The sequence below is a fragment of the Chamaesiphon sp. genome (assembly GCF_041737865.1).
Lineage (GTDB): Bacteria > Cyanobacteriota > Cyanobacteriia > Cyanobacteriales > Chamaesiphonaceae > Chamaesiphon.
On sequence record NZ_JBGSQZ010000027.1, the window covers coordinates 1 to 20,905 of the forward strand.

Annotated in this window: 18 protein-coding genes, 1 tRNA gene and 1 pseudogene; 12 read left to right on the top strand and 8 right to left on the bottom strand. The window is 46.4% G+C overall.

All coding sequences use genetic code 11. The annotated features are described in order from the left end of the window. From ACEW9J_RS01945 to ACEW9J_RS01975, 7 genes and pseudogenes are all read right to left on the bottom strand, one after another. Nucleotides 1-207: pseudogene (locus ACEW9J_RS01945) on the bottom strand (IS4 family transposase); the annotation flags it as partial. A 542-nt stretch (nucleotides 208-749) separates the two neighbouring features. Further along, nucleotides 750-1,040, bottom strand: a complete 291-nt coding sequence (locus ACEW9J_RS01950; protein ID WP_373543465.1) for a barstar family protein — start codon at nucleotides 1,038-1,040, stop codon at nucleotides 750-752. Between the two features lie 172 nt (nucleotides 1,041-1,212). Beyond that, nucleotides 1,213-1,992: a TauD/TfdA dioxygenase family protein gene (locus ACEW9J_RS01955; protein WP_373543466.1), complete on the bottom strand. Its 780-nt coding sequence runs from the start codon at nucleotides 1,990-1,992 to the stop codon at nucleotides 1,213-1,215. 8 nt (nucleotides 1,993-2,000) lie between these two features. Further along, nucleotides 2,001-3,863 carry a CHASE3 domain-containing protein gene (locus tag ACEW9J_RS01960; RefSeq protein ID WP_373543467.1) on the bottom strand — a complete coding sequence of 621 codons (1,863 nt, stop codon included), beginning with the start codon at nucleotides 3,861-3,863 and terminating at the stop codon, nucleotides 2,001-2,003. A gap of 54 nt (nucleotides 3,864-3,917) precedes the next feature. Continuing rightward, nucleotides 3,918-4,067 (bottom strand): hypothetical protein, encoded by a 150-nt coding sequence (locus tag ACEW9J_RS01965; RefSeq protein WP_373543468.1) that lies wholly within the window; start codon nucleotides 4,065-4,067, stop codon nucleotides 3,918-3,920. A 186-nt stretch (nucleotides 4,068-4,253) separates the two neighbouring features. Continuing rightward, nucleotides 4,254-4,877 carry an HAD family hydrolase gene (locus ACEW9J_RS01970; RefSeq protein WP_373543469.1) on the bottom strand — a complete coding sequence of 208 codons (624 nt, stop codon included), beginning with the start codon at nucleotides 4,875-4,877 and terminating at the stop codon, nucleotides 4,254-4,256. Nucleotides 4,878-5,052: 175 nt separating this feature from the next. Next, entirely contained in the window at nucleotides 5,053-5,235 is a 183-nt protein-coding gene (locus ACEW9J_RS01975; RefSeq protein ID WP_373543470.1) for a hypothetical protein, read from the bottom strand. Between the two features lie 251 nt (nucleotides 5,236-5,486). Between ACEW9J_RS01975 and ACEW9J_RS01980 the strand changes: the two genes are divergently transcribed. The 6 genes from ACEW9J_RS01980 to ACEW9J_RS02005 all read left to right on the top strand — a co-directional run bounded on the left by ACEW9J_RS01980 (nucleotide 5,487) and on the right by ACEW9J_RS02005 (nucleotide 10,200). Next, on the top strand, nucleotides 5,487-5,837 hold the full coding sequence (locus ACEW9J_RS01980) for a hypothetical protein (RefSeq protein ID WP_373543471.1): 351 nt from the start codon (nucleotides 5,487-5,489) through the stop codon (nucleotides 5,835-5,837). 20 nt (nucleotides 5,838-5,857) lie between these two features. After that, entirely contained in the window at nucleotides 5,858-6,505 is a 648-nt protein-coding gene (locus ACEW9J_RS01985; protein ID WP_373543472.1) for a class I SAM-dependent methyltransferase, read from the top strand. A gap of 222 nt (nucleotides 6,506-6,727) precedes the next feature. Continuing rightward, complete coding sequence (locus ACEW9J_RS01990) at nucleotides 6,728-7,423, top strand: molybdopterin-dependent oxidoreductase (RefSeq protein WP_373543473.1); 696 nt, start codon at nucleotides 6,728-6,730, stop codon at nucleotides 7,421-7,423. A 90-nt stretch (nucleotides 7,424-7,513) separates the two neighbouring features. Beyond that, nucleotides 7,514-9,772 carry a transglutaminase domain-containing protein gene (locus ACEW9J_RS01995; RefSeq protein ID WP_373543474.1) on the top strand — a complete coding sequence of 753 codons (2,259 nt, stop codon included), beginning with the start codon at nucleotides 7,514-7,516 and terminating at the stop codon, nucleotides 9,770-9,772. A gap of 57 nt (nucleotides 9,773-9,829) precedes the next feature. Beyond that, a tRNA-Thr gene (locus ACEW9J_RS02000) sits at nucleotides 9,830-9,902 on the top strand. A gap of 73 nt (nucleotides 9,903-9,975) precedes the next feature. Then, the gene (locus tag ACEW9J_RS02005; protein WP_373543475.1) at nucleotides 9,976-10,200 is read left to right on the top strand and encodes a hypothetical protein; all 225 of its coding nucleotides are present in this window, start codon (nucleotides 9,976-9,978) and stop codon (nucleotides 10,198-10,200) included. A gap of 37 nt (nucleotides 10,201-10,237) precedes the next feature. On the opposite strand, the gene ACEW9J_RS02010 is transcribed toward ACEW9J_RS02005, so the two are convergent. Beyond that, nucleotides 10,238-10,897 carry a hypothetical protein gene (locus tag ACEW9J_RS02010; RefSeq protein ID WP_373543476.1) on the bottom strand — a complete coding sequence of 220 codons (660 nt, stop codon included), beginning with the start codon at nucleotides 10,895-10,897 and terminating at the stop codon, nucleotides 10,238-10,240. 198 nt (nucleotides 10,898-11,095) lie between these two features. Between ACEW9J_RS02010 and ACEW9J_RS02015 the strand changes: the two genes are divergently transcribed. The 6 genes from ACEW9J_RS02015 (at nucleotide 11,096) to ACEW9J_RS02040 (ending at nucleotide 20,665) form a co-directional block, all read left to right on the top strand. Beyond that, nucleotides 11,096-12,235, top strand: coding sequence for a quinone-dependent dihydroorotate dehydrogenase (locus ACEW9J_RS02015; RefSeq protein ID WP_373543477.1), 1,140 nt, complete (start codon nucleotides 11,096-11,098; stop codon nucleotides 12,233-12,235). Nucleotides 12,236-12,770: 535 nt separating this feature from the next. Then, on the top strand, nucleotides 12,771-14,042 hold the full coding sequence (ahcY, locus tag ACEW9J_RS02020; protein ID WP_373543478.1) for an adenosylhomocysteinase: 1,272 nt from the start codon (nucleotides 12,771-12,773) through the stop codon (nucleotides 14,040-14,042). A 410-nt stretch (nucleotides 14,043-14,452) separates the two neighbouring features. Next, nucleotides 14,453-15,763 carry a glycogen/starch/alpha-glucan phosphorylase gene (locus tag ACEW9J_RS02025; RefSeq protein ID WP_373543479.1) on the top strand — a complete coding sequence of 437 codons (1,311 nt, stop codon included), beginning with the start codon at nucleotides 14,453-14,455 and terminating at the stop codon, nucleotides 15,761-15,763. 55 nt (nucleotides 15,764-15,818) lie between these two features. Next, nucleotides 15,819-18,182: a GAF domain-containing protein gene (locus tag ACEW9J_RS02030; protein ID WP_373543480.1), complete on the top strand. Its 2,364-nt coding sequence runs from the start codon at nucleotides 15,819-15,821 to the stop codon at nucleotides 18,180-18,182. After that, complete coding sequence (locus tag ACEW9J_RS02035) at nucleotides 18,157-18,621, top strand: response regulator (RefSeq protein ID WP_373543481.1); 465 nt, start codon at nucleotides 18,157-18,159, stop codon at nucleotides 18,619-18,621. The genes ACEW9J_RS02030 and ACEW9J_RS02035 overlap by 26 nt, the downstream gene beginning before the upstream one ends. A gap of 31 nt (nucleotides 18,622-18,652) precedes the next feature. Beyond that, complete coding sequence (locus tag ACEW9J_RS02040; protein ID WP_373543482.1) at nucleotides 18,653-20,665, top strand: PAS domain S-box protein; 2,013 nt, start codon at nucleotides 18,653-18,655, stop codon at nucleotides 20,663-20,665. Nucleotides 20,666-20,905 lie beyond the last annotated feature (240 nt).

The window sequence follows — 20,905 nt, forward strand, 5'->3', positions numbered from 1 at the left end:
CCGCCATCGTAGCGTTAGTACTGCCGCCATCATCAGGGGCAGGTTCAAGAGCCGATTTCTCAGTCCTAATTGGCGGTAGTAAAGACTTTGCTTAAAGAGTGCTGGTGTCAGTAAAGCCTCTAATTGAGTCTCGATGACTTCATCTGCTACCCCTGGTTGATGTTGTTTTTTGGCGTGGTCACGGTTACTTCTACGGCGGCTGGTCATCAGACATCTATTACCTCAAACTGTTGACTAGAAACAGTTTGACATCTTTTGTTCACCCTCTTGACAAAGCTCTGCTTTTCTTAACTTGTCACTAATGGCCACAGGCTTCTGAATCAGTCCTACAGAAAATCTGGTTGATTCTGAATAGTGAGACAAAAAATGAGGAGTCATCTTCAGAAATGTAGTGGGACGACACGACTAAAACTGTGGGCATTCAGAACTCTGAAAAATACAATTAGTAATATTTTGAACGATCGCTTTACCCACATATTTAGTCGTGTCGAGCCAGTAGAGTGGGCAGTGCCCACGAGCAATATACAGCGGTTTGCAAGCATGTGGAGGACACTTTAAATGCCGAATCAATAATACTTTGTTTCGATCGCAATCTCTGTACAATCGATTGAATTTATATTCAATAATTTATCTAATTTTTCTGGAAATCTACCTCGATCGACCATTCTATTAAATACGTTGTGATAGTTCTTTTGTCACTTTCTTTACAAGGATATCCCAACTAGATAATCGCAGTCGCTTTTTAAATACTAATGAAGCTCAAATTCAAATCGTTCGCTGTAGCCAGCCTTGAGATCGTTATTTTGCACTTCAATTAAAAGATTGATAATTAGATTAAAAGTTTCTTGCCCCAATCGATCGCGAGATATGTCTGAATCGCGCCAAACTACAGTCACTGGACGTTTTACATCTACAGTTAATCGATCCCAAAGAGCATTCAGATTATGTCCATAATATTGCCCAAATTCTAACAAATCGGCAATCTGTTGGTGGAAATCACACTCAGCATTAATTATTTTACCATTAATTTCTACTTTCATTAAGATCGGCAAATTTTAAAATAATTACTTTTCTTCAGGGTACTTTTCTAATATAAACTCCATAGTGTCAACTAAATTATTAACAATTTTATCTGGCTGATATTGCTTTAGTCGCTCGCTTTTCAAGTAGTGTTGAAGCTCAATCCGATCGATCCTAGTCGCATCTAAAAATCTAGGCTAGCACCAGACCGCGATGTAGTACGCGATCGCCGACAACTTGTGAATGATCGGCACGGTGCATGGTGCAACGGTTGTCCCAGACGATCGTGTCTTCTGGTTGCCACTGATGACGGTAAACTCTGTAGTGACGAATTGAATGTTTGTATAGCAGCCTAATGATGCGATGAGCTGTTTGGGGTGCTATGCCTGAGATTGCTTGACATCTTTCTGGTGTGGATAAAAATAGTGCTAGACGACCTGAAATCGGATGCCGCTGGAATAACGGATGCCAGCTTTGTGTTTGTAGATCTGCACCTAATTTTAGACCGGATACTACATGCAGTACTTTAGCCTCGGCGAACTGCTCTTTGACTGAGCTGGGTAATGTTTCATATGCACGATATTGATCTGAAAATAAGGTGGCACCCCCAGATACAGGCACAGTTACCGCCCGCAATGCGGTGAATGCGGGGGGCTGAGAGATATAGCTGGTATCGGTATGGAAGACGCTCCTGGGCGGGCTAACTCGTCCGACATTGGTGACGATATTTAGATCGGGTTGATGTAAAACAGGTGTCTCACCTGCGGTAAAAGTCACTTGCCCCAACCGATTGAGAAAGACAACGAAGTCCGCATCGCTGAGGGACTGTTTGCGGAAGACGATAAATCCGTTGTTGGCGAGGGTGTCTTTGACGGCATCGATATCTGGCTCTTGCAGATCGGTGATGCCGATCGGATCGGCTTCAGCCCCAAAGGGGGAAAGAATGCGAAAATTAATGTTTGCTTTATTCATAGTCGTTGCTAACGGGGGTATTTTTGAATATTAATGGGCTGTTTGGGCCAGGTGAATTTGAAGACAGCACCCCCGCCAGCCGCTGACTCTAACTGAATTGTGCCGCCTTCAGCCAGGATAACTTTTTTGACGATCGCGAGTCCGGCTCCAATATTTTCATGCAGATCTCGCGGTTTGAGGGTTTGAAAAATAGTATAAATTTTGTGTTGGTATTGAGGTTCGATCCCATCGCCATTGTCGGCAACTGTAAATTCATAACGATCGCCTAGATCGATCGCGGATATCTCTACAATCCCCATTTTGGTGGGGTGGTGTCGGATGGCATTGTCAATCAGGTGTGAAAATACCTGTGTTAGTTGCTGCTTGCGAGTCTCGAAGGTCGGTAGGGGCGCGATCTCGATCGTAAACGTAGCTGGAGGTGCAAGTGTCTTGATGATGCCTACAACTAAGCAATTGACATCAACACTGCTACTGGGGGTTTGGGTGCGTCCAGAGCGCGAGTATTCGAGCAAGCTGTTGAGTAGTGCCTGCATCCGGTGGACGCGACGGCGAAGTAGCTGCATCTGCGATCGGGTTTCTCCCGAAATATTTGCACCGAGGTCTTCTTCGATCCATTCTGACAAGCTAGCGATCGCTCGCAGTGGTGCTTTGAGGTCGTGAGAAGTGATATAGGCAAACCGATCTAGTTCGGAGTTGGTTGCCTGCAACGATTGATTGGTAAAGTTGAGAGCATCGTTGAGATCTACCAGTTCAGTGGTCTTGGCATAGAGTTTTGCTGCTGCTTGTTGGCGAGTGGTAATATCACGAATGATGACAATTCGTTCGCCGATTGTCATTGTGAGCGAATCTTCATCCGAGCCAATCCGATCGATCGAAAATTCAATCGGGAACCATTCACCATTTTTACGTTTTCCCATCGCCAGCCAGATCTTGCCATCAGGAATTGCTGTTTGGAGTGGATCTGTGGGGTTAAGTTGCAACTTTTGAGTCACATCTACTTCTGGGATCGATAGTTTTTTCCAATTACAGCCAACTACCTCATCGAGAGTATAACCAAACATCTCGACCGCAGCATGATTGAAGGTTTTAATGTTGCCCTGAGGATCGATGACTGCAACACCATCGACGACATTGCCAACGATCGCTTGAATCAGATTTTGGCTCTCATCCAGGCGGAGTTGTCGATCGCTTAATTCTGTTGATAATTGTTTGAGAATTCGTGCAGCAACGATCGTTCCGATGATGCCGATCTCCAACCCCACCCACATCCCATTACTACCGATTTGCTGCTCCTTTTGCAGCGATCGAGTGCGAAGTCCGAGCAGACGACGTTCTGGTGCTTCAAATCGATCCATTTCATCCCGAAAGCGGTTTATTTCTTGCTTACCCGCAATTAATCGAGCAGTCTTTACGTCAAGACTACCGAATGCTGTTGCTTCGATCCGTTGGATACTTTGTTGGAGTGTATTCATCCGATTGTGAGCGATACTCGCCAGCCTCCGTGCCTGCAATGCCTGAGTTGGTTTATCTCGGACGAGCTGTTCCAAGCGAATTAGCGCGGGTTCTAGAGTATTAACGGCTAACTTGTAGGGTTCGAGCAACACTTTTTGTCTGACAATGTAATAGTCACGCACTCCAGTTTCCGCATCTAACAGCCCGATCGATACACTCTGACATTTGGCGATGACTTCGTGAGTCCGAACGACATGCTGCTGTGCGTCGATGATGCGTCGAGCAAAAATGGTATGAGCCACCACAGAACACACCAAACAAGCTAAGGGAATACAGATGGCGATCGCCCCCCGTTGGGCGATTGACATTTTGTTCCAATAAGCTTGAATTTTTTGCCCACAATCTTGCATCAATTTCATTTAAAAACCAGTCCAAATTCTATAACAGATCCAACTAGATAAATGGCAGGTTACTCAATTATCACTATTGCCTATGCTTTCTACCTCTATCGATCGAGCTAAAGTTCCAATTTCTCGTTCGCGTAGCGTGCCGGAGGCGATCGCCGATCGCTGAAATATTTGTCGTCGCAGCTTTAATCCAACTTTTGCGGTGATTTGCGTCATGTGTGCACCTTTTCCCGACGTAAAGAACACAACCTTGCAGCGACGAAAATTATAGGGTGTGTTGTCTTGACGAACACAACTTGGAGGAAACCTCCCAGCGTGGCGGTTCACCCGCAACGCAGTCGATGTGTCGCCATCGCTCAAGCGCGAGCGTACCAAAAATAATAACTCAATTCTAAGAATAAATTAGCTATCAGAAGTAGATTGTTTAAAAATAAATGATACCGCATCAGCTAAATTATCAACAATTTTGTCAGGTTGATATCGCTCCAAACGATCGCGATCGCGAATTCCAGACAATACGCCAACCACTCTAATGCTATAAGTTTGGGCAGCGATAATATCAGCTTCGGTATCACCAATCATCCAGGTATTTGGCTCTGGCTGCAATTGCGTTAAAGCTTGAGCCATCAGTTGAGTTTTCGCAGCGATATCACCGTGTTTTCGATAGTCATCTGGCAGACAATAACGATGAATAGGTGGAAAAAATCGGGCGAGATCGTATTGTTTGAATGCTGGATCTAGTTCGCAGGTGCGTCGCAATGTCATTACCAATAGTTCGATCCCAGCCGCTTGAATCTGCTCTAATGCAGCAACCGATCCTGGTACGACTCGATCGAATGATAAGTACTGTAATTGATGGGCATGTAGATCTCGCAGTTGTTTAAATGCTTCTGCTTGAGTAGCGTTCAATCCCGACTCGATGCCTACCTGTTGTTCGGGAACTTGCGCTTGTTTATATGCCCAAAATGTAGCTTTAGGCAAGAGTGTAATTGACTTTGGAGCGCATTTTGCAGCGATACTAATCATGGCATCACCCTACAGATTAATCATACCGGACGTACCCGCGAAATTAATTCTCGATCGTCTCCAAGTGGAGGATTCGGGGATACCCAGCCATTGAAGCGTGAAAATCTTGCAGCCCCCATCATACACTCAAGCGTTGATGGGGGGTAACGTCACCAAACTAACCGATCGCCAAGGGCTATAAAATAACGATCGAGAGTGTCGATCGAATCGGATTGCTCGAAGCTGGCGCAACATCCAACCAGCCTTCACCAAAGATCGCAAATATCCACGGTACAGTTGTCAGCACGAGCAGTAAACTCATCCCACCAATAGCAATTAGCGCAATCAGCGCGATCGTCATGGCAATTCCCAGTTTCAAACAATTATCCTAGCGATGTGCTGACCCGATCGGGATTAATTTGCTATGGTAAAGTAGTAGCCTAAATATGCCACCGAATTTTTAGTTAATCCTCTAACTGAAACAATTCCAGCATCCTATCGTCACCGTTGAATATCGACCAAACAGCATCAACTGATTTGGATTGTTTGGCTCTTTAAACTTCTATACTTGCTAGAACCAAAGGAGAATTACTCATGCAATTTAAATCGATCTATGGTGCGATATTCGCGATGCTAATAGCCACCGAATCAATCCAACTAGCCCCCGCATCCGCCCAACTAATTCCCGAACCGTGGGTAACAGTGGGTAGCAAAGACAGTACTTTGACTTATGGTGTAGGCGTAAAAATTTTTGATTTTGGTGCCGAAATTGGGACTGGTTCTGGAGGATCGACTGGAGTCGATGTCCTCAAATTCTTTAGCCTTCCCTTTGTGTCTCCCTATGCTGGATTGGGTATCTATGGTGACAAGGGTGTAGCCTATTCTGGTGGCGTTCACTTTACCCCACCTGGCAATACCTTTTTTGGGCTGGGATATCATTCTGTCCGAGGAGTCAACGGTCAAATTGGGATTAAATTCTAACTTAAAATCTAAAACCTCACATGCTTCTAAACTCAACCCAGCGTCAAAAATTAGATGTTAGTAACGATCGAGATTTTTATGATGTACCTCGATTTGTAACCCATGTAGATCCAGGATTTATCGATCGATTAACTACTCTATATCGCGAACGGCTTTTACCTGACACTCGAATTTTTGACATGATGAGTAGTTGGGTATCTCATCTACCCGATGAGATGAAATTTAAATACATTCAGGGACATGGCTTAAATCAACAAGAACTAGCCAAGAATCCACGATTTGATGGTTACTTTGTCCAAAATCTCAATCAAGAGCTGAAACTACCATTAGAAGATGAAAGCTTTGATGCAGTTTTAAATACTGTTTCAGTCCAATATCTCCAATATCCAGAAGCAATTTTTGCAGAGGTTTATCGAATTCTCAAACCCAATGGGATCGCCATCTTTAGCTTTTCCAATCGGATGTTTTATAATAAAGCGATCGCAGCTTGGCGAGATGGCAGCGAAACAGATCGCGTGGAATTAGTCAAGGGTTATTTTAAATCTGTGGCGGGATTTAGTACCCCTGAAGCGATCGTTCAAGTCAGTCAAGTTCCAGAACTACTCCGGTGGATGGGTGCTGGTGGTGGCGATCCTTTTTATGCAGTAACTGCTCGAAAAATTAGTTAGAAAAATTCGATTTTCTCCAATGCTTGGGCGGGTGCCTACGATTAAAATCGCTGCTAATGTTGCAAAGTCCGTGTAGGCGGACTTTGCAACATTAGCAGCGGTTGAAACCGCTGAGGTTATGTGTAATAACTTGAGTAATATATTTGAAATCATCCGTGGGTAGCACCCACCCTACACCTAATGTATTAGCTTCTAAAACCTAACACCTAAAACCTAAAGCCGATGATTGAATCTAATCGTATTTCCCGCCGTCAACTATTGCAATGCGCTGGCGCGGGATTGATAGTAAATGTTGCGGGGACACTACTGTACGATCCGATCGGCCGAATTTCGATGCCTGTTAATGAGGCATTTGAAGCCTTAATACTCTCGTCAAAACCGACACCAGAATTTCCAATAACAGCGATCGAACCCGATAAATTAATTGTCAATAGTTTTCGCGGGACACCAGCGATCGATCTAGCAAATTTCACCCTAAATATCTCTGGAACCGTCGCCAATCCGCTCAGTCTCAAGTTGGTAGATATTCAAAAACTGCCCTTCACATCGATGGTAATTCGTCAAGTATGTGTTGAAGGCTGGGCAGCGATCGTCCAGTGGGGTGGGGTGAGAGTGCGAGATTTATTGACGCTAGCACAACCACAAGCTGATGCTAAGTATGTATATTTTAAATCGGCTGATGGTTACTATGAAAGTTGGGATTTGGCCTCGGTAGTTCATCCCCAAACCTTGCTAGCCTATCAAATGAATGGCAAAGATTTACCTAAAGAAAATGGTGCCCCCTTACGATTGGCAGCACCGATTAAATTAGGTTATAAACAAAGTAAATGGGTAACAGAATTAGTTGTTACCGATCGATTATTGCCAAAACGCGGCTATTGGGAAGATTTGGGATATGAATGGTTTGCCGGAATCTAAATCGCCGCCAGATCCCCGACTTCTTGAAGAAGTCGGGGATCTATCGATCTTGATTGCCAAATTTGGGCATATTAAGTGAGCTGACTTGACTTGCGGTTAGCAGTTAGCTTTGGTATTGCTCAGATGTCGATCGGTCTAATTATTATTTTCATGTTCTTGACGGCGATATTTTGTTGGCTGTTTGCGGCGATTCGGGGGCTTTATGACGTAGCTCCCTCATTCCCCCGCGAAGCGTACTCGGTTGGTTATCCACGGGCATCGATGCCCGTCGAGCCAGTTGTCACACCAGTCGATGCCGCACCAGAATGGGCACGATTGCCTCAAGTCAACTTAGATTTCGCAGCAACTGTCGAACCCTCGCCAGTAGTAGAGCCAACCGAAGTATTACCAAATTTTACTATTCCCCCATCAAAAACTGAAGAGTCACTTCTATTTCGTAGCCTCATCTTGGGGATGTTCGCACTCGCTGTCATCAGTGTGGATCTGGCTGCGGGCACGCACTATAGTTGGGTGGGAATTCCGTTTGCACTACTGGGTAATATTTGGAGTTGGTACCGCCGTCACCATGCCAGACATTGGCTCAATATCCTGGTATCTGTCGGGAGTCTAGCGATCGTCTTGGGTTGTCTAGTCCCCATACTAGTCGCACAGATGCAGATAGCGACTGAAAGTGTCGCCCCATCAGTCCAAATGTCTACGAAGTTAAGATTAGTTCTCGGCGTGCTATTGGTAGCCCTTCAGATGGGTTTGAGCTTTCATCTCTACAGTCGTCGCCTGCTGGGTTATTGCTTAGTTATAAGTGGAGTATTGATGGCTGTGGCGGCTAGTTTGAGTCAAGATCTGAGCTTGCTAATTTTATTGTGTGGGTATGTGACGGCAGCCATTCCTACTCTGATGCTCGACTATCGATCGAGATTAGCACTCCCGCCAGTTGGGATCGTGCCTACTACGCCCACACAATTACCTTACCAACATCTACCTTGGCGATACCTGAGTCAACTAGCCGCAATCTCGATCGGCATCGGGTTAATGCTATCAATATTCTTACCCAGTTTCCACTTTCGAGATCCCTCATTTCCACCGACTGGCTGGGAGCGATTGCCAACCCTCGCCCAAAAAGCCAACCTGCCGAAAATTACTCCTCAGACAACCTCATCACCACAACCAGCGAATACACCTGCAAATATTCGCGAAATAGCTACCAAGTTACTATCGCAACCTAGCAATAATAATTATCCCGACACCGTCAAGCAAGACAATCTACAACTTCCGCCCGAACTTGCCACTCAACTTCAACAATCTACACAGAAGATTTTAGCCATCTCTCCTCAACCGCTAGAGTCAGATTTCGATCGAGCTGCATATCTAGCCGATTATCTCAAACAACACCATCAAGCACCAGCATCAGTTGCCAATCTACCCCCAATCGATGCCAAATTCATCCAGCAACTCACAGCCAAATGTGCCGCTGCACCCTCAACCTGTAAACTGGTGGGCGATAAACAAGATCTCCCCATAGTTTATACATCCCTGCTGAGATCGATCGGCATCCCAGCTCGGCTCAAAACGGACGACAAGCTAGCCCGAATCGATCCTCAGACAAACTTGTATCCGCGCCCAAATACCAACGCTCAGAGCCAAACTGAGGTCTATTTCCCCAACTGGGGTTGGCTCAGTCTAGACTCTACCCCAGATCGACCTTTATTCAACTTGGACGATCGCCAACGAAATCGGCTCCAGCAGCAGTTACAGCAGCTCACTAGCACAACACCTACACCAGAAGATCCGAACAGATCGTCCGCAGCCACTCCCACAGATCCATCTCCTCCGACAAACAACCCAGACGACTCGGCTTCCAGCTCACAGCAACCGCCCGATCCACACAACGAACAGCCATCTCGATCGCCACAATGGAAACCCGATCCAGTGACGCTCCGAACGATCGTCCTAGCAATCTGTATTGGTGGTGCGATCGCCTGGTATTTGCGTTACCCCCGCCAACAACAGCAGCAACTAGCACAGCTACCACCGATCGAACGGATCTATCGATCGATGCTATTAAGTTTGGGTAAACAGGGTAAATCTAGACACCCAGCCCAAACACAGCTAGAGTATGCACGCAGTACGATCGGTACCGAACATCCCCAGATTGCCAAAGCTGTATGGGAAATTTCTCAACAATATACGGCTTGGCGATATGGCAAACAATCGATCGATGTCCAGCAGTTGACAAAAAAGCTGCAATATCTCCAGCACTTACAGCAACTAGCCGCCAACAGAAAACGTCAGCAGTGGTTTGCGCGAGAGAAATCTCGCTGGACTCAAACCAACCCCAAGCCACCCACCTAAAATTTACCAATTTTTCGCTAGACAGAGATGATTAGATATGTTAATATTAAAAAATGCGCTGGCGTAGCTCAGTTGGTAGAGCAGCTGATTTGTAATCAGCCGGTCGGGGGTTCAAATCCGTCCGCCAGCTTTAAACGAAACACTCGCTCCTAAGCGAATTATCAAAGCTTGGGGTAAACCTAAGTTAACAAAATGACGACGGAATGACATCGATAGTCATTCTGCCGTCATTGCTTTTTGCTCGATCGATTGCCTCACTCTTTGCTAAATGTGAATGGACGATCGAGTCAAACAATTTAGGCTACTTACTGCTCGACAGAGGCGATCTGCCAAGGTGTAGTGCGATCGCGCTCGTAACTTATGGAGTGTTGGATCGATCGAGTGCGATCGCTATTTTAGCTAGAGCAATGACTCGATCGATCGACTAATTCTCGCTAATTTGTGCCGGATGGTGATGAGTATTAATTAGAATTCAAATCCCAGACCGACATTAGTACCATTATTGGAGGCAAAATCAGTATTAAAACTACCGAGCAGGGATACACCCTCAAAGAGGTTGACATCGATACCGACCGTACCTAGTATTCCGAAATTAGAGGAGTTGGAGCCATTAGTCCCAGAAGTATACTGAACACCCCCACCAGCGTGAAAAGTTATCAGGGGATTGCGCTCGAATGGTTCTTTGTCACCCAGCGCAAAGTCATAGGTGACTGGAACCCGTAAAACAGTTCCATTCCCGCCGAAGACTGCCGATGGCCGAATCGAGTAATTGGGACCGATCGCAAATCTGCTGATAATCCCGAACCCATTGCCACTATTGCCAAAACCGACTGCTGGCCCAAAATAGTTGCGGGGGATGCGAGTCGGATAACCATCACCTGTATCTCTGATACTCGGTGCTGGTGGGGGTGTGACGGGAGTAGAGCCGCCAGGGAGTTCGGATTGGGCGATGAGCTTCGGTGTAAGCGCAGCGTGAAGATCGGGGCTAGTCAATGGCGATCGATCTTTCCAATCTGAAAGGGCAACTGTAGAGAACGTGCCCAAGTTTCGGGGCGCACTAGTAGCAGATGGTGACGGTACTGAGCTATGTAGGGAGATAGGGGGTGTAGCGATCGGTGGGATCATAGGGATTGATTACTCCTCAAAGATTAGTTACTGTAGTTAGAGTTAGCGGTTTAGATCCTGATTAAGAGCTTAGACTGCTAATTGATTATATAGTTTCCGTACTTCAGATCGCCGATCGATTTAGTTGCACTACAGTTCGCTGCTGTTACATCCACCATCCACACTTAGGCTACGCTCAGTGCCAGCCATCCACCAACTTTGGATATTTATCAACTCGCAGTTCGCCCGTTATTATTTTCCGCGCTCAAAGCCGATCCAGAAGCAGTCCACAAGCAGTCGTTAGCCCTATTACACGCGATCGATTCTACTCCTACTTCTTTGCTAACCAAACTTGCTAAAGCGAGCTTTCAGCAGTATTTTTGTCGGGCAGATCGGCAACTAGAACAGTCTTTGTTCGGACTGGATTTTGCCAATCCAGTTGGTTTGGCTGCTGGTTTTGACAAGGACGGAATCGCCGCAGGGATGTGGCAATATTTAGGATTTGGGTTTGCGGAATTGGGCACGGTTACTTACCATCCTCAACCTGGAAATCCACAGCCGCGACTATTTCGGCTCCCCCAAGATCGAGCGGCATTAAATCGGATGGGGTTCAATAATTTGGGAAGTGCAGCGATGATGCAGGCACTGGAACAACGTCAACAAAGTGATTTTACGATTCCGATTGGGATTAATTTAGGTAAGTCCAAAATTACCTCCTTAGCAGATGCAGCTACAGATTATTTAGGTAGCTTCCAACGGTTAAAAGATTTGGGTGACTATTTTGTTATCAATGTTAGTTCGCCGAATACGCCTAACTTACGGGATCTCCAAGCGATCGAACCTTTGCGGATTATTTTCGATACATTACAACAAGAAAATCAAGGTCGCAAACCGATTTTAGTCAAAATTGCTCCCGATTTAGCCTGGGAAGATATCGCAGCGGTAGTAGATTTATCCCAACAGTATCAATTAGCTGGAATCATCGCGACAAATACAACGATCGATCGATCGCAATTAATTACTAAAACAATTGCCACAACAGGTAAACAAGTTGCCGATGAAGCAGGTGGAATTAGTGGCGCACCAGTTCGCCAAAAGTCTACAGCAGTGATCCGGTTTATTCATCAGCAGACTGGTGGTAGTTTGCCGATTATTGGCGTGGGTGGGATTTTTACCGCTGATGATGCTTGGGAAAAAATCACGGCGGGCGCGAGTTTGATTCAGGTCTATACAGGTTGGACTTATAATGGCCCGTGGATGGTCGATCGGATTTTGACTGGATTGTTAGCTAAATTAGAAGCACGAGGATTATCATCGATATCGGCAGCAGTAGGAATCGGGAATGCAGAGATAACCTAAGTTGCCACTAACATTCTGAGCGATTGAAATCGTTGGCATGGTCACATCTTGCACCAATACATCAGGACTAGCAAAAGCGCAGATCTCAGGGTACCCAGGGGCACCCCTACAGGTTAATTGTGTAGGGGTGCCCCTGTCTTGTCGTTTTTTTATTCGGGGGGAACCCCCGAATAAAAACGCCGCTTGTGGGTACCCTGGATCTATACTAAGCACTAGTGGATTTAGACTGTCTTGACGCGCTAAACCCTCGGGAAACCCTACGTATGGCGCGTCGCTGGTGCAAGATGTAAGTATTTCTGTTACCCCATGAAAATAGTCGGTGCAGCGAATATATTGCTAGGGATGGGTTCTGGTAGGATCTTATCGATCGATTGGGTTTGCTATACTGTAAATCTAAGTTGTGACTCAGAATAAATACTTAGGGACAATTACCGAGGCTTATTTAGATCTAGTTGATTACTCGGAGTGATAAATCTGATAATTTCCTGTAACCTTAGGAAAGATCGAAGTTTAAATATATTTAGAAACTGCATCTATGATAGCAACTGCACTGAAACACGAAGTCAAGGATTTATCCCTCGCGCCGCTGGGTAAGCAACGAATTGAGTGGGCGGGACGAGAAATGCCCGTGCTGCGTCAGATCCGCGATCGATTTGCAGCAGAAAAGCCTTTGGCTGGGATTCGCATCGTCGCTTGTTGCCACATTACTACAGAAACCGCTCACCTCGCGATCGCCATCAAAGCCGCTGGTGCTGATGCCATCTTGATTGCCAGTAACCCCCTCTCCACCCAGGATGATGTTGCCGCTAGTCTAGTTGTTGATTATGGCATCCCCGTTTTCGCCTTCCGTGGTGAAGATGAAGCTACCTACAAACGCCACGTTCAAACCGCACTAGATCACCGCCCAAATATCATCGTCGATGATGGTTGTGATGTAGTTGCCACTATGGTTCAAGAACGCCAATCTCAACTGAGCGAACTCATCGGTACCACCGAAGAAACCACTACAGGTATCGTTCGCCTCGAAGCAATGTTCAAAGCTGGCGTCCTCACCTTCCCAGCAGTCAACGTCAACGATGCAGACACCAAGCACTTCTTTGACAACCGTTACGGTACTGGCCAATCTACCCTAGATGGTATCCTTCGCGCTACCAATATTCTCCTCGCTGGCAAAACCATCGTCGTCGCTGGTTATGGCTGGTGTGGTAAAGGTACTGCCATGCGCGCCCGTGGGATGGGTGCAAACGTCATCGTGACTGAAATCGACCCCACCAAGGCAATTGAAGCCGTTATGGACGGTTTTAGCGTGATGACAATGGCAAAAGCATCGGTTGTCGGGGATATCTTTATCACCGTTACTGGTAACAAGCACATCATCCGCAGCGAACACTTCGACGTGATGAAAGATGGCGCGATCGTTTGTAACTCCGGTCACTTTGACATCGAAATCGATCTCAAAGCTCTGTCTAGTAAATCATCTGGTGTCAACACCGTCCGTAACTTTACCGAAGAGTACAAACTCAACAATGGTAAATCCATCATCGTCATCGGTGAAGGTCGTCTAGTCAACCTCGCAGCAGCAGAAGGTCATCCTAGTGCAGTTATGGACATGAGCTTCGCCAACCAAGCGATGGCTTGCGAATTCCTCGTCAAAAACAAAGGTAAACTCGCCGCCGGAATCCATTCTATTCCTGTCGCTGTCGATAAAGAAATCGCGCGGATGAAACTCGAAGCGATGGGCATCCAAATCGATAGTCTGACTGCCGATCAAATCGACTATGCCAACTCTTGGACTTCAGGTACCTAATTTTGATTTCAATCGAGATTAATTAATTCTCAAAGCATAGACCAAATGATGGTCTATGCTTTTTTATTGTTTCTAAATTGCTACCAGTATTAAAGATTGGTGCGTTACGGCTGGTGCCTAACACACCCTACATCAACCTAGCTTTTCATTTAGGATCGCGATATCGCGATCGCCAAATTATACCATTTTGGATTTTGGAATTTGCGACTGACACCACGCGATCTAATTTGTTCCTGAGAAGGGAGCAAAAACATCGATTATTTTCAGGTTTTGGAGCAATCCTCACAAAATCCTCAAATTTGCTAGCTAGAATATCAACTAAGTTTGAACTGACACATCTTCAGCAAAATTCTCTGAGATAGAGGATAAATGGCATCTTGAGATCGCGACACTACTGAGGAATCTGAATCATGATTGAAAATATGAATGTTCGGGTAGGGATTGGCGGTTCATTTTTGAGCAATACACAAATAGCTTCAGCAGATCTGCTGCCCAAATTGCAGCCATCAAGTCGTAATCGTATTACTGCTAGCCCAATATACGATCGATCTGTGCCGCGCACGATCGCCAGAAATCGCGAACGATGGATGCGCGATCCCGAACTAGTCGAGATCTCCCCACCTAGCCGCTGCGTCCATCAATCCTCAACTCGCATCGCTCCAGATGTCAACCCGTGCCAATGGCTCTTGTCGGGAAATCCGCGCTTGGCAAATTTGGTGACAGAGACGATTGGAGATCGCTGGATCGCCCACTCAGAAGACCTCCAACAGCTAGCCCCGCTGGCGGACAATCCCCTGTTTCAATTACGGTGGCGGGCTGTCAAACAGGCAAACAAGCAAGTCTTAGCTAATAGTTTGTACCAATCTCAGGGGATTCGGATCGACGTAAACTCTCTATTCGATCTTCAGTTGGCGCGGATTGGTGGACATCAACGCCAACTGTTAAATCTGCTGCATATTATCAACACGATCGATCGCATCAAGCAGAATCCACACGAGATTTTGCCGCGAACTTTTATTTTTGGTGAGCTAGAAGAACCCCAAGCCGTCATCGATCTGGCGGAAACTGAAGATTGTCCGCTCCCGATGGGCGATTATCTCCAGTACCACCAAGGCCAACAGCAGATGGCAGCAGAGTCAGATCTCGCGACTTTCGGATTGATTAAATCTCTCGCCGAAACTGTAGCGGCAGATCCCGATCTCAGCGAAAAATTGCAAGTAGTCTACATTCCAGCAACCGCTGGCTTGACGAGCCAGATGTATGCAGCGGCGGATCTCACCCAGCAGATCGCTACTGCTGCGGTGGAAACTCTAGATTTGAGCGCGCTCCGAGGTGCTATAAATGGAGTAATATCGATCGGCAGTCTGGGAAAAACTAATTATTGGCTGCAACAACTAGTTGGCGAACACAATTGCTTTCGGTTTGGACTAGCAATTCCAGAAATAGCTTTATTCAAGGAATATGGCTACGATCCCTATAACTACTACAAATACTATCCGCAGATCCGCCGTGCGATTGATTATCTGTTAGCCGGACACTTTACTCCCAATCAGCCAAGTCAATGCCGCCCGATTATCGATACGCTCTTAGGTACGGATGAGCATATGGTACTGGCTGATTACATCTTTTATGCAGCTTGTCAAGCTCAGGTGAGTGAGACTTACGATCGATCGTCATTGTGGACACACATGTCGATTATGAATGTTGCTGGGGTAAAATAGTTGCTACCCCCTGATTGCTCTATACTTTCTGCTCCTAGTCAGAATCGACTATCTGATGAAAAACATCACTTCTGGCAAGGTATCGCTCGGCTTTGCCACTACTCTATTTGTCTTGGTACTTAATGCCGTTCTTGCTTATCAAAGCATTAGTATAGTTAGTGAAAATAATCGCGCAAAAGTCTATAGCGATCGGGTGCTAAATATCTTGGTAAAGATGCTATCAACATTGAAAGATGTCGAGCTGGGGCAGCGGGAATATTTATTGACAAATAATCCCCAATATTTAGCAGCTTATCGACTCAATCTCACCCAAATTCGCAATCAATCAAACTCATTAGTAGCCCTTAAACCTGAAGAAGATCGATCGTTCAAGGCTAAGATCGATCGCCATTTGAGTGACTTAATCGATACGATCGATCGACGGCAAGCGAAAGTAATCGCACCCGCTCGGCAACTAGAGCTATCTCAGCGCGGACAACAATCGATCGAGCAGATCCGCCAGACGATCGCTAGTCTGGATCGATCGGAACGTACTCGCCTCGATCGGTTACAGTCCCAGTCTAGCCAGAGTTTAGATGATACTAAAGTTGCATTTGCGATCGCTGGTTTATTAGACTTATTATTACTGACATTTCTGTATGGATTAGTTGGTTGGGATTTTACCAAGAAGCAACAAGCTGAATCAACATTACGCGATTATGTCACTGAATTTGAAGAACTATATCATAATGCTCCCTGTGGTTATCATTCACTCGATACCACGGGAAAAGTGACCCGGATTAACCGGACTGAGCTAGAAATGTTAGGTTATCAAGAAGCCGAAATAGTCGGTTGTAAAAACATTGTGGATTTGCTTACCGTCGCAAGTATTCAAAAACTCGATGGCGATCTCGCGATCGTCAAAACACGCGGTTGGATTAGTGATATCGAATTTGAAATGATCCGCAAAGATGGTCAAATCGTACCTGTAAGTGCAACAGTAGTCGCAAAGAAGGATGCCTGTGGAAACTATCTTGGCGCGCGGGTGACTCTAATTGATATTAGCGAGCGAGTGCGGCTCCGAAAACAGGCACGACTATCTACGGAAATCTCTCAAAAAATCCGCCAATCGCTGCAATTAGAAGAAATTTTGCGCACCGCTGTCGAAGAAGTCCAAAAACTGTTAGAAGTCGATCGAGTCCTGATCTTTCGCTTCGTCGATGCAGATAGTGGTACTGTAGTCCAGGAAAGAGTCAGCGCAAATTATCCAGCCGTAATGGGGAGTAATATTGTCGATCCTTGTTTCGATCGCACCTACCGGAAGGCTTACTCACAGGGGCGGATTATTACTGTTGCCGATATTACCAAAGCCAGCTTCAATCCTTGTTATGTAGAGTTCCTCCAAAAATTTGCAGTCAAGGCAAGTGTGATTGTCCCCATTCACCTCCGGGATGAATTGTGGGGACTACTGATCGTTCATCATTGTCAAGCACCGCGACAATGGCAACCAAAAGAGGTCGAAATCATCTCCCAACTTGTCATTCAAATTGGGATTGCCCTGACTCAAGCCCAGTTGCTAGCCCAAGAACAACTTCAACGTCAAGAACTCGCTCGATCGAATACCGAGCTAGAGCAGTTCGCACACATCGCCTCTCACGATCTCCAAGAACCGCTGCGAATGGTGATCAGCTACCTCCAACTCCTCTCGCGTCGCTATCAGGGGAAACTCGATCCCGACGCCGATGAATTTATCGAGTATGCGGTAGACGGAGCAGTGAGAATGCAGGCATTGATTCAGGCACTACTCAGCTATGCCCGCGTCAGTAGCCGCAAACAGCCGTTCGAGCTAGTCAAATGCGATGTAGTACTCCAAGATGCTATTTCCAACCTCCACGTCGCGATTAGCGAGAGTGGAGCCATCATCTCTTATGACTCTCTCCCCGAAGTTTGGGGGGATGCCACCCAATTGACTCAGGTATTCCAAAATTTGATTGCCAATGCAATTAAATTCCGGCGCGAACTACCACCAAAAATTCAGATTAGTGCCCGCCCCCTAAATCCACACCTGTTACCACGCATCAACCTCAACGAACCGATCGCTGAGGAGATCGCCGCGATTCCATCCGGTTGGTGCTTTACAGTGGCGGACAATGGCATTGGGATCGAACCTCAATATCTCGATCGAATCTTTGTCATCTTTCAACGCCTACATACCCGCGTCACCTACCCAGGAACTGGGATTGGATTGGCGATTTGCAAAAAAATCATCGAACGTCATGGTGGTACAATCTGGGTAGAATCTTCACCTAGTAAACCAGACTCGACGTTGCAGCAGTCTTTGCCGATCCAGTCAAAGTGTTACGGGTCGAGATTCTACTTTACAATTCCAGCGGAAGGTAGTATCTCTGTTCGACATGACCATAAACAGCCGCACCATTGAAATTTTACTCGTAGAAGACAATCCTGGGGATGTAAATTTAACCCGAATTGCCCTAGCCGATTCTCAATGGGGGACGCTCCGCGAACGCGGGATCGAAGTGAATTTAAGTGTTGTAGCTGATGGAGTCGAAGCGATGAATTTTCTCCACCATCGGGGTGAATATCATGAATCTGTTCGCCCCGATCTAATTTTACTAGATTGGAATTTACCCCGTAAGAATGGACGAGAAGTATTAACTGAAATTAGAGCCGATGAGCGACTACAGCGAATTCCAACGATCGTCCTTACCACTTCCCAAGCCGAGGAGGATATCATCAAAGCTTATAATCTTCATGCCAATTGCTACATTACCAAACCTGTAGACTTCGATCGATTCGTGCATATCATCCAATCGATCGAAGATTTTTGGTTCACAATCGTTGAATTACCACCAGAATAATCCAGGGATTCCCTAACGCTCGGAGCGCAGCATGATTACTGTTCTCAACATTTTACTCATCGAAGACAATCCTGGCGATATCCGATTGTTGCAAGAAATTCTGCGCGAAGTGACTACCACTCGGTGTCAGATTACCCCAGTCATGACACTCGCCGCAGCAGTAGAACAGTTATCGATCGGTACTGACAACGCCATTGCCTCCTCACCCCCCGCCCCGCCCTCTGGCTTCGATATTATACTGCTCGATCTATCGCTCCCAGATAGCCAGGGACTCGCCTCATTTCTCGATTTACACGATCGATATCCCAGCATCCCGATCGTCGTGCTGACGGGCGTAGACGACCAAACGCTGGCGATCTCCGCCATGCAGCAAGGCGCACAAGATTATCTGATCAAAGGACAAGTCGATAGTAACTTATTGCTGCGGTCGATCCGCTATGCGATCGAACGCGAACGCACAGACACCGCTCTCCGTCAAGCCAAAATCGAACTAGAACAGCACGCGATCGAACGCGATCGAGATCTCCAACAAACTAAAAATCGACTCCAACTCGAATTGATCGAACGCCAAAAAGCCGAAATCGACCTACATATCTCGCGATCGCGATTTGCGAGTATTCTGGAAATTGCCAGCGATGCCATTATTGCGATCGATAGCGATCTCCAGATTACACTCTTCAACCAAGGAGCCGAACAAATTTTTGGCTATCGAGCTACAGACGCGATCGGTCAATCGGTCAATCTCCTCATACCGCAAGAGTTCGCCGATATCGTCGGCACTTCTGGTCTGGAAAAACTATCCGGCAGTCGCCAACCACTCCAAACCAAAGGAGCCACACATCAGGTAGTTGGCGTTAGAAAAGATCGGAGTAAGTTTCCGGCGGAAGCCTCAATTTCCTATCTAGAACTAGGACAGGAACGAGTCTACACGATGATTTTGCGCGATGTCACCGAACGCCAGCAGGCCGAAAACGATCTGCGCGGCGCACTCCAAAAATTAGACTTCCATTTTGAAAATTCGCCTCTAGCCGCGATCGAATGGGATCGAGCATTGCGGGTCAGCAAATGGTCGGCTACGGCCCAAAAGATCTTTGGATGGTCTTTCGCGCAAGTAGTGGGCAAACATCCCACAGAATGGCAATTTGTGGCGTCAGAGGATGCCGAACGGGTTGCCCAGGTGATGAACCAGCTCATGTCTGGTACAGTAGTCAGCAATATTGTCAGCAATCGTAACTATTGTCAGGATGGGACGATCGTTGATTGTGAATGGTACAACTCAGTGCAGTTAGATCCTAGCGGTCAGGTGCAGTCAATTTTTTCGTTGGTATTAGATGTCACCAATCGACATCAAATGGAGCGGATCAAAGATGAATTTATTTCGGTTGTCAGTCACGAATTGCGGACTCCGCTGACATCAATCTATGGTTCGCTCAAGCTATTAGAAAGCGGCTTGTTAGAGCAACAACCACAGAAGCAAAAGCGGTTGCTAACCATTGCAGTAGATAATACCGATCGCTTAATGCGCTTGGTTAATGACATTCTAGATATCGAACGGATCGAATCTGGGACAGTTCAGATGGTCAAGTCGGTATGTAAGGTGTCTGAATTGATGGCAAAAACCGTTGATGCGATCGAACCATTAGCAGACGGAGCGGGAATTAGACTCAGTGTCAGCAATTGCGGCGGACAAGTCTGGGTAGATCCCGATCGGATGATTCAAGCTTTTACTAATTTACTCAGCAATGCGATTAAATTCTCGTACCGAGACAGTACGATCTGGTTTACTGCCATCAAACAAGCCGGACAGATGTTATTTCAAGTCCGCGATTGTGGGCGGGGTATTCCTGCTGACAAATTAGGTATTATCTTTGAACGATTTCAGCAAGTAGATGGCTCTGATGCCCGTAATGGTGAAGGGACGGGCTTGGGGTTGGCAATTTGTCGAAGTATCATCCAGCAACATGGTGGACGGATCTGGGTTGAGAGTGTTTTGGGTGAGGGGAGTACGTTTTCATGTATTTTACCGCGATCGCCTTCAGCTTAGGATAGTCTACCACCTGGTTCTAAACAGTTGACAGTTGACAGCGATTCGCGCTCCTCGGAGAACCCGCCGGTTTAGCGAAAAGTGCTGATGGGCGGGTCCCCCGAGTGGTGACAAGTTAAGAAAAACCGAGGTTTGTCAAGGGGAGAAAGAAAAGATGTCAAACTCAGACTAGCACAGAGTTAGAACCGAGTTTGACCCATGCCCAAAAAGCGGACAACAAATCGTGACCATGCCAAGCGA

Excerpts from the sequence above, each read along its gene's own strand:
- ACEW9J_RS01950 (WP_373543465.1), bottom strand. The coding sequence starts at position 1,040 with ATGAAAGTAGAAATTAATGGTAAAATAATTAATGCTGAGTGTGATTTC.
- ACEW9J_RS01955 (WP_373543466.1), bottom strand. The coding sequence starts at position 1,992 with ATGAATAAAGCAAACATTAATTTTCGCATTCTTTCCCCCTTTGGGGCT.
- ACEW9J_RS01960 (WP_373543467.1), bottom strand. The coding sequence starts at position 3,863 with ATGAAATTGATGCAAGATTGTGGGCAAAAAATTCAAGCTTATTGGAAC.
- ACEW9J_RS01965 (WP_373543468.1), bottom strand. The coding sequence starts at position 4,067 with ATGACGCAAATCACCGCAAAAGTTGGATTAAAGCTGCGACGACAAATA.
- ACEW9J_RS01970 (WP_373543469.1), bottom strand. The coding sequence starts at position 4,877 with ATGATTAGTATCGCTGCAAAATGCGCTCCAAAGTCAATTACACTCTTG.
- ACEW9J_RS01980 (WP_373543471.1), top strand. The coding sequence starts at position 5,487 with ATGCTAATAGCCACCGAATCAATCCAACTAGCCCCCGCATCCGCCCAA.
- ACEW9J_RS01985 (WP_373543472.1), top strand. The coding sequence starts at position 5,858 with ATGCTTCTAAACTCAACCCAGCGTCAAAAATTAGATGTTAGTAACGAT.
- ACEW9J_RS01990 (WP_373543473.1), top strand. The coding sequence starts at position 6,728 with ATGATTGAATCTAATCGTATTTCCCGCCGTCAACTATTGCAATGCGCT.
- ACEW9J_RS02005 (WP_373543475.1), top strand. The coding sequence starts at position 9,976 with ATGACATCGATAGTCATTCTGCCGTCATTGCTTTTTGCTCGATCGATT.
- ACEW9J_RS02010 (WP_373543476.1), bottom strand. The coding sequence starts at position 10,897 with ATGATCCCACCGATCGCTACACCCCCTATCTCCCTACATAGCTCAGTA.
- ahcY (WP_373543478.1), top strand. The coding sequence starts at position 12,771 with ATGATAGCAACTGCACTGAAACACGAAGTCAAGGATTTATCCCTCGCG.
- ACEW9J_RS02025 (WP_373543479.1), top strand. The coding sequence starts at position 14,453 with ATGATTGAAAATATGAATGTTCGGGTAGGGATTGGCGGTTCATTTTTG.
- ACEW9J_RS02030 (WP_373543480.1), top strand. The coding sequence starts at position 15,819 with ATGAAAAACATCACTTCTGGCAAGGTATCGCTCGGCTTTGCCACTACT.
- ACEW9J_RS02035 (WP_373543481.1), top strand. The coding sequence starts at position 18,157 with ATGACCATAAACAGCCGCACCATTGAAATTTTACTCGTAGAAGACAAT.
- ACEW9J_RS02040 (WP_373543482.1), top strand. The coding sequence starts at position 18,653 with ATGATTACTGTTCTCAACATTTTACTCATCGAAGACAATCCTGGCGAT.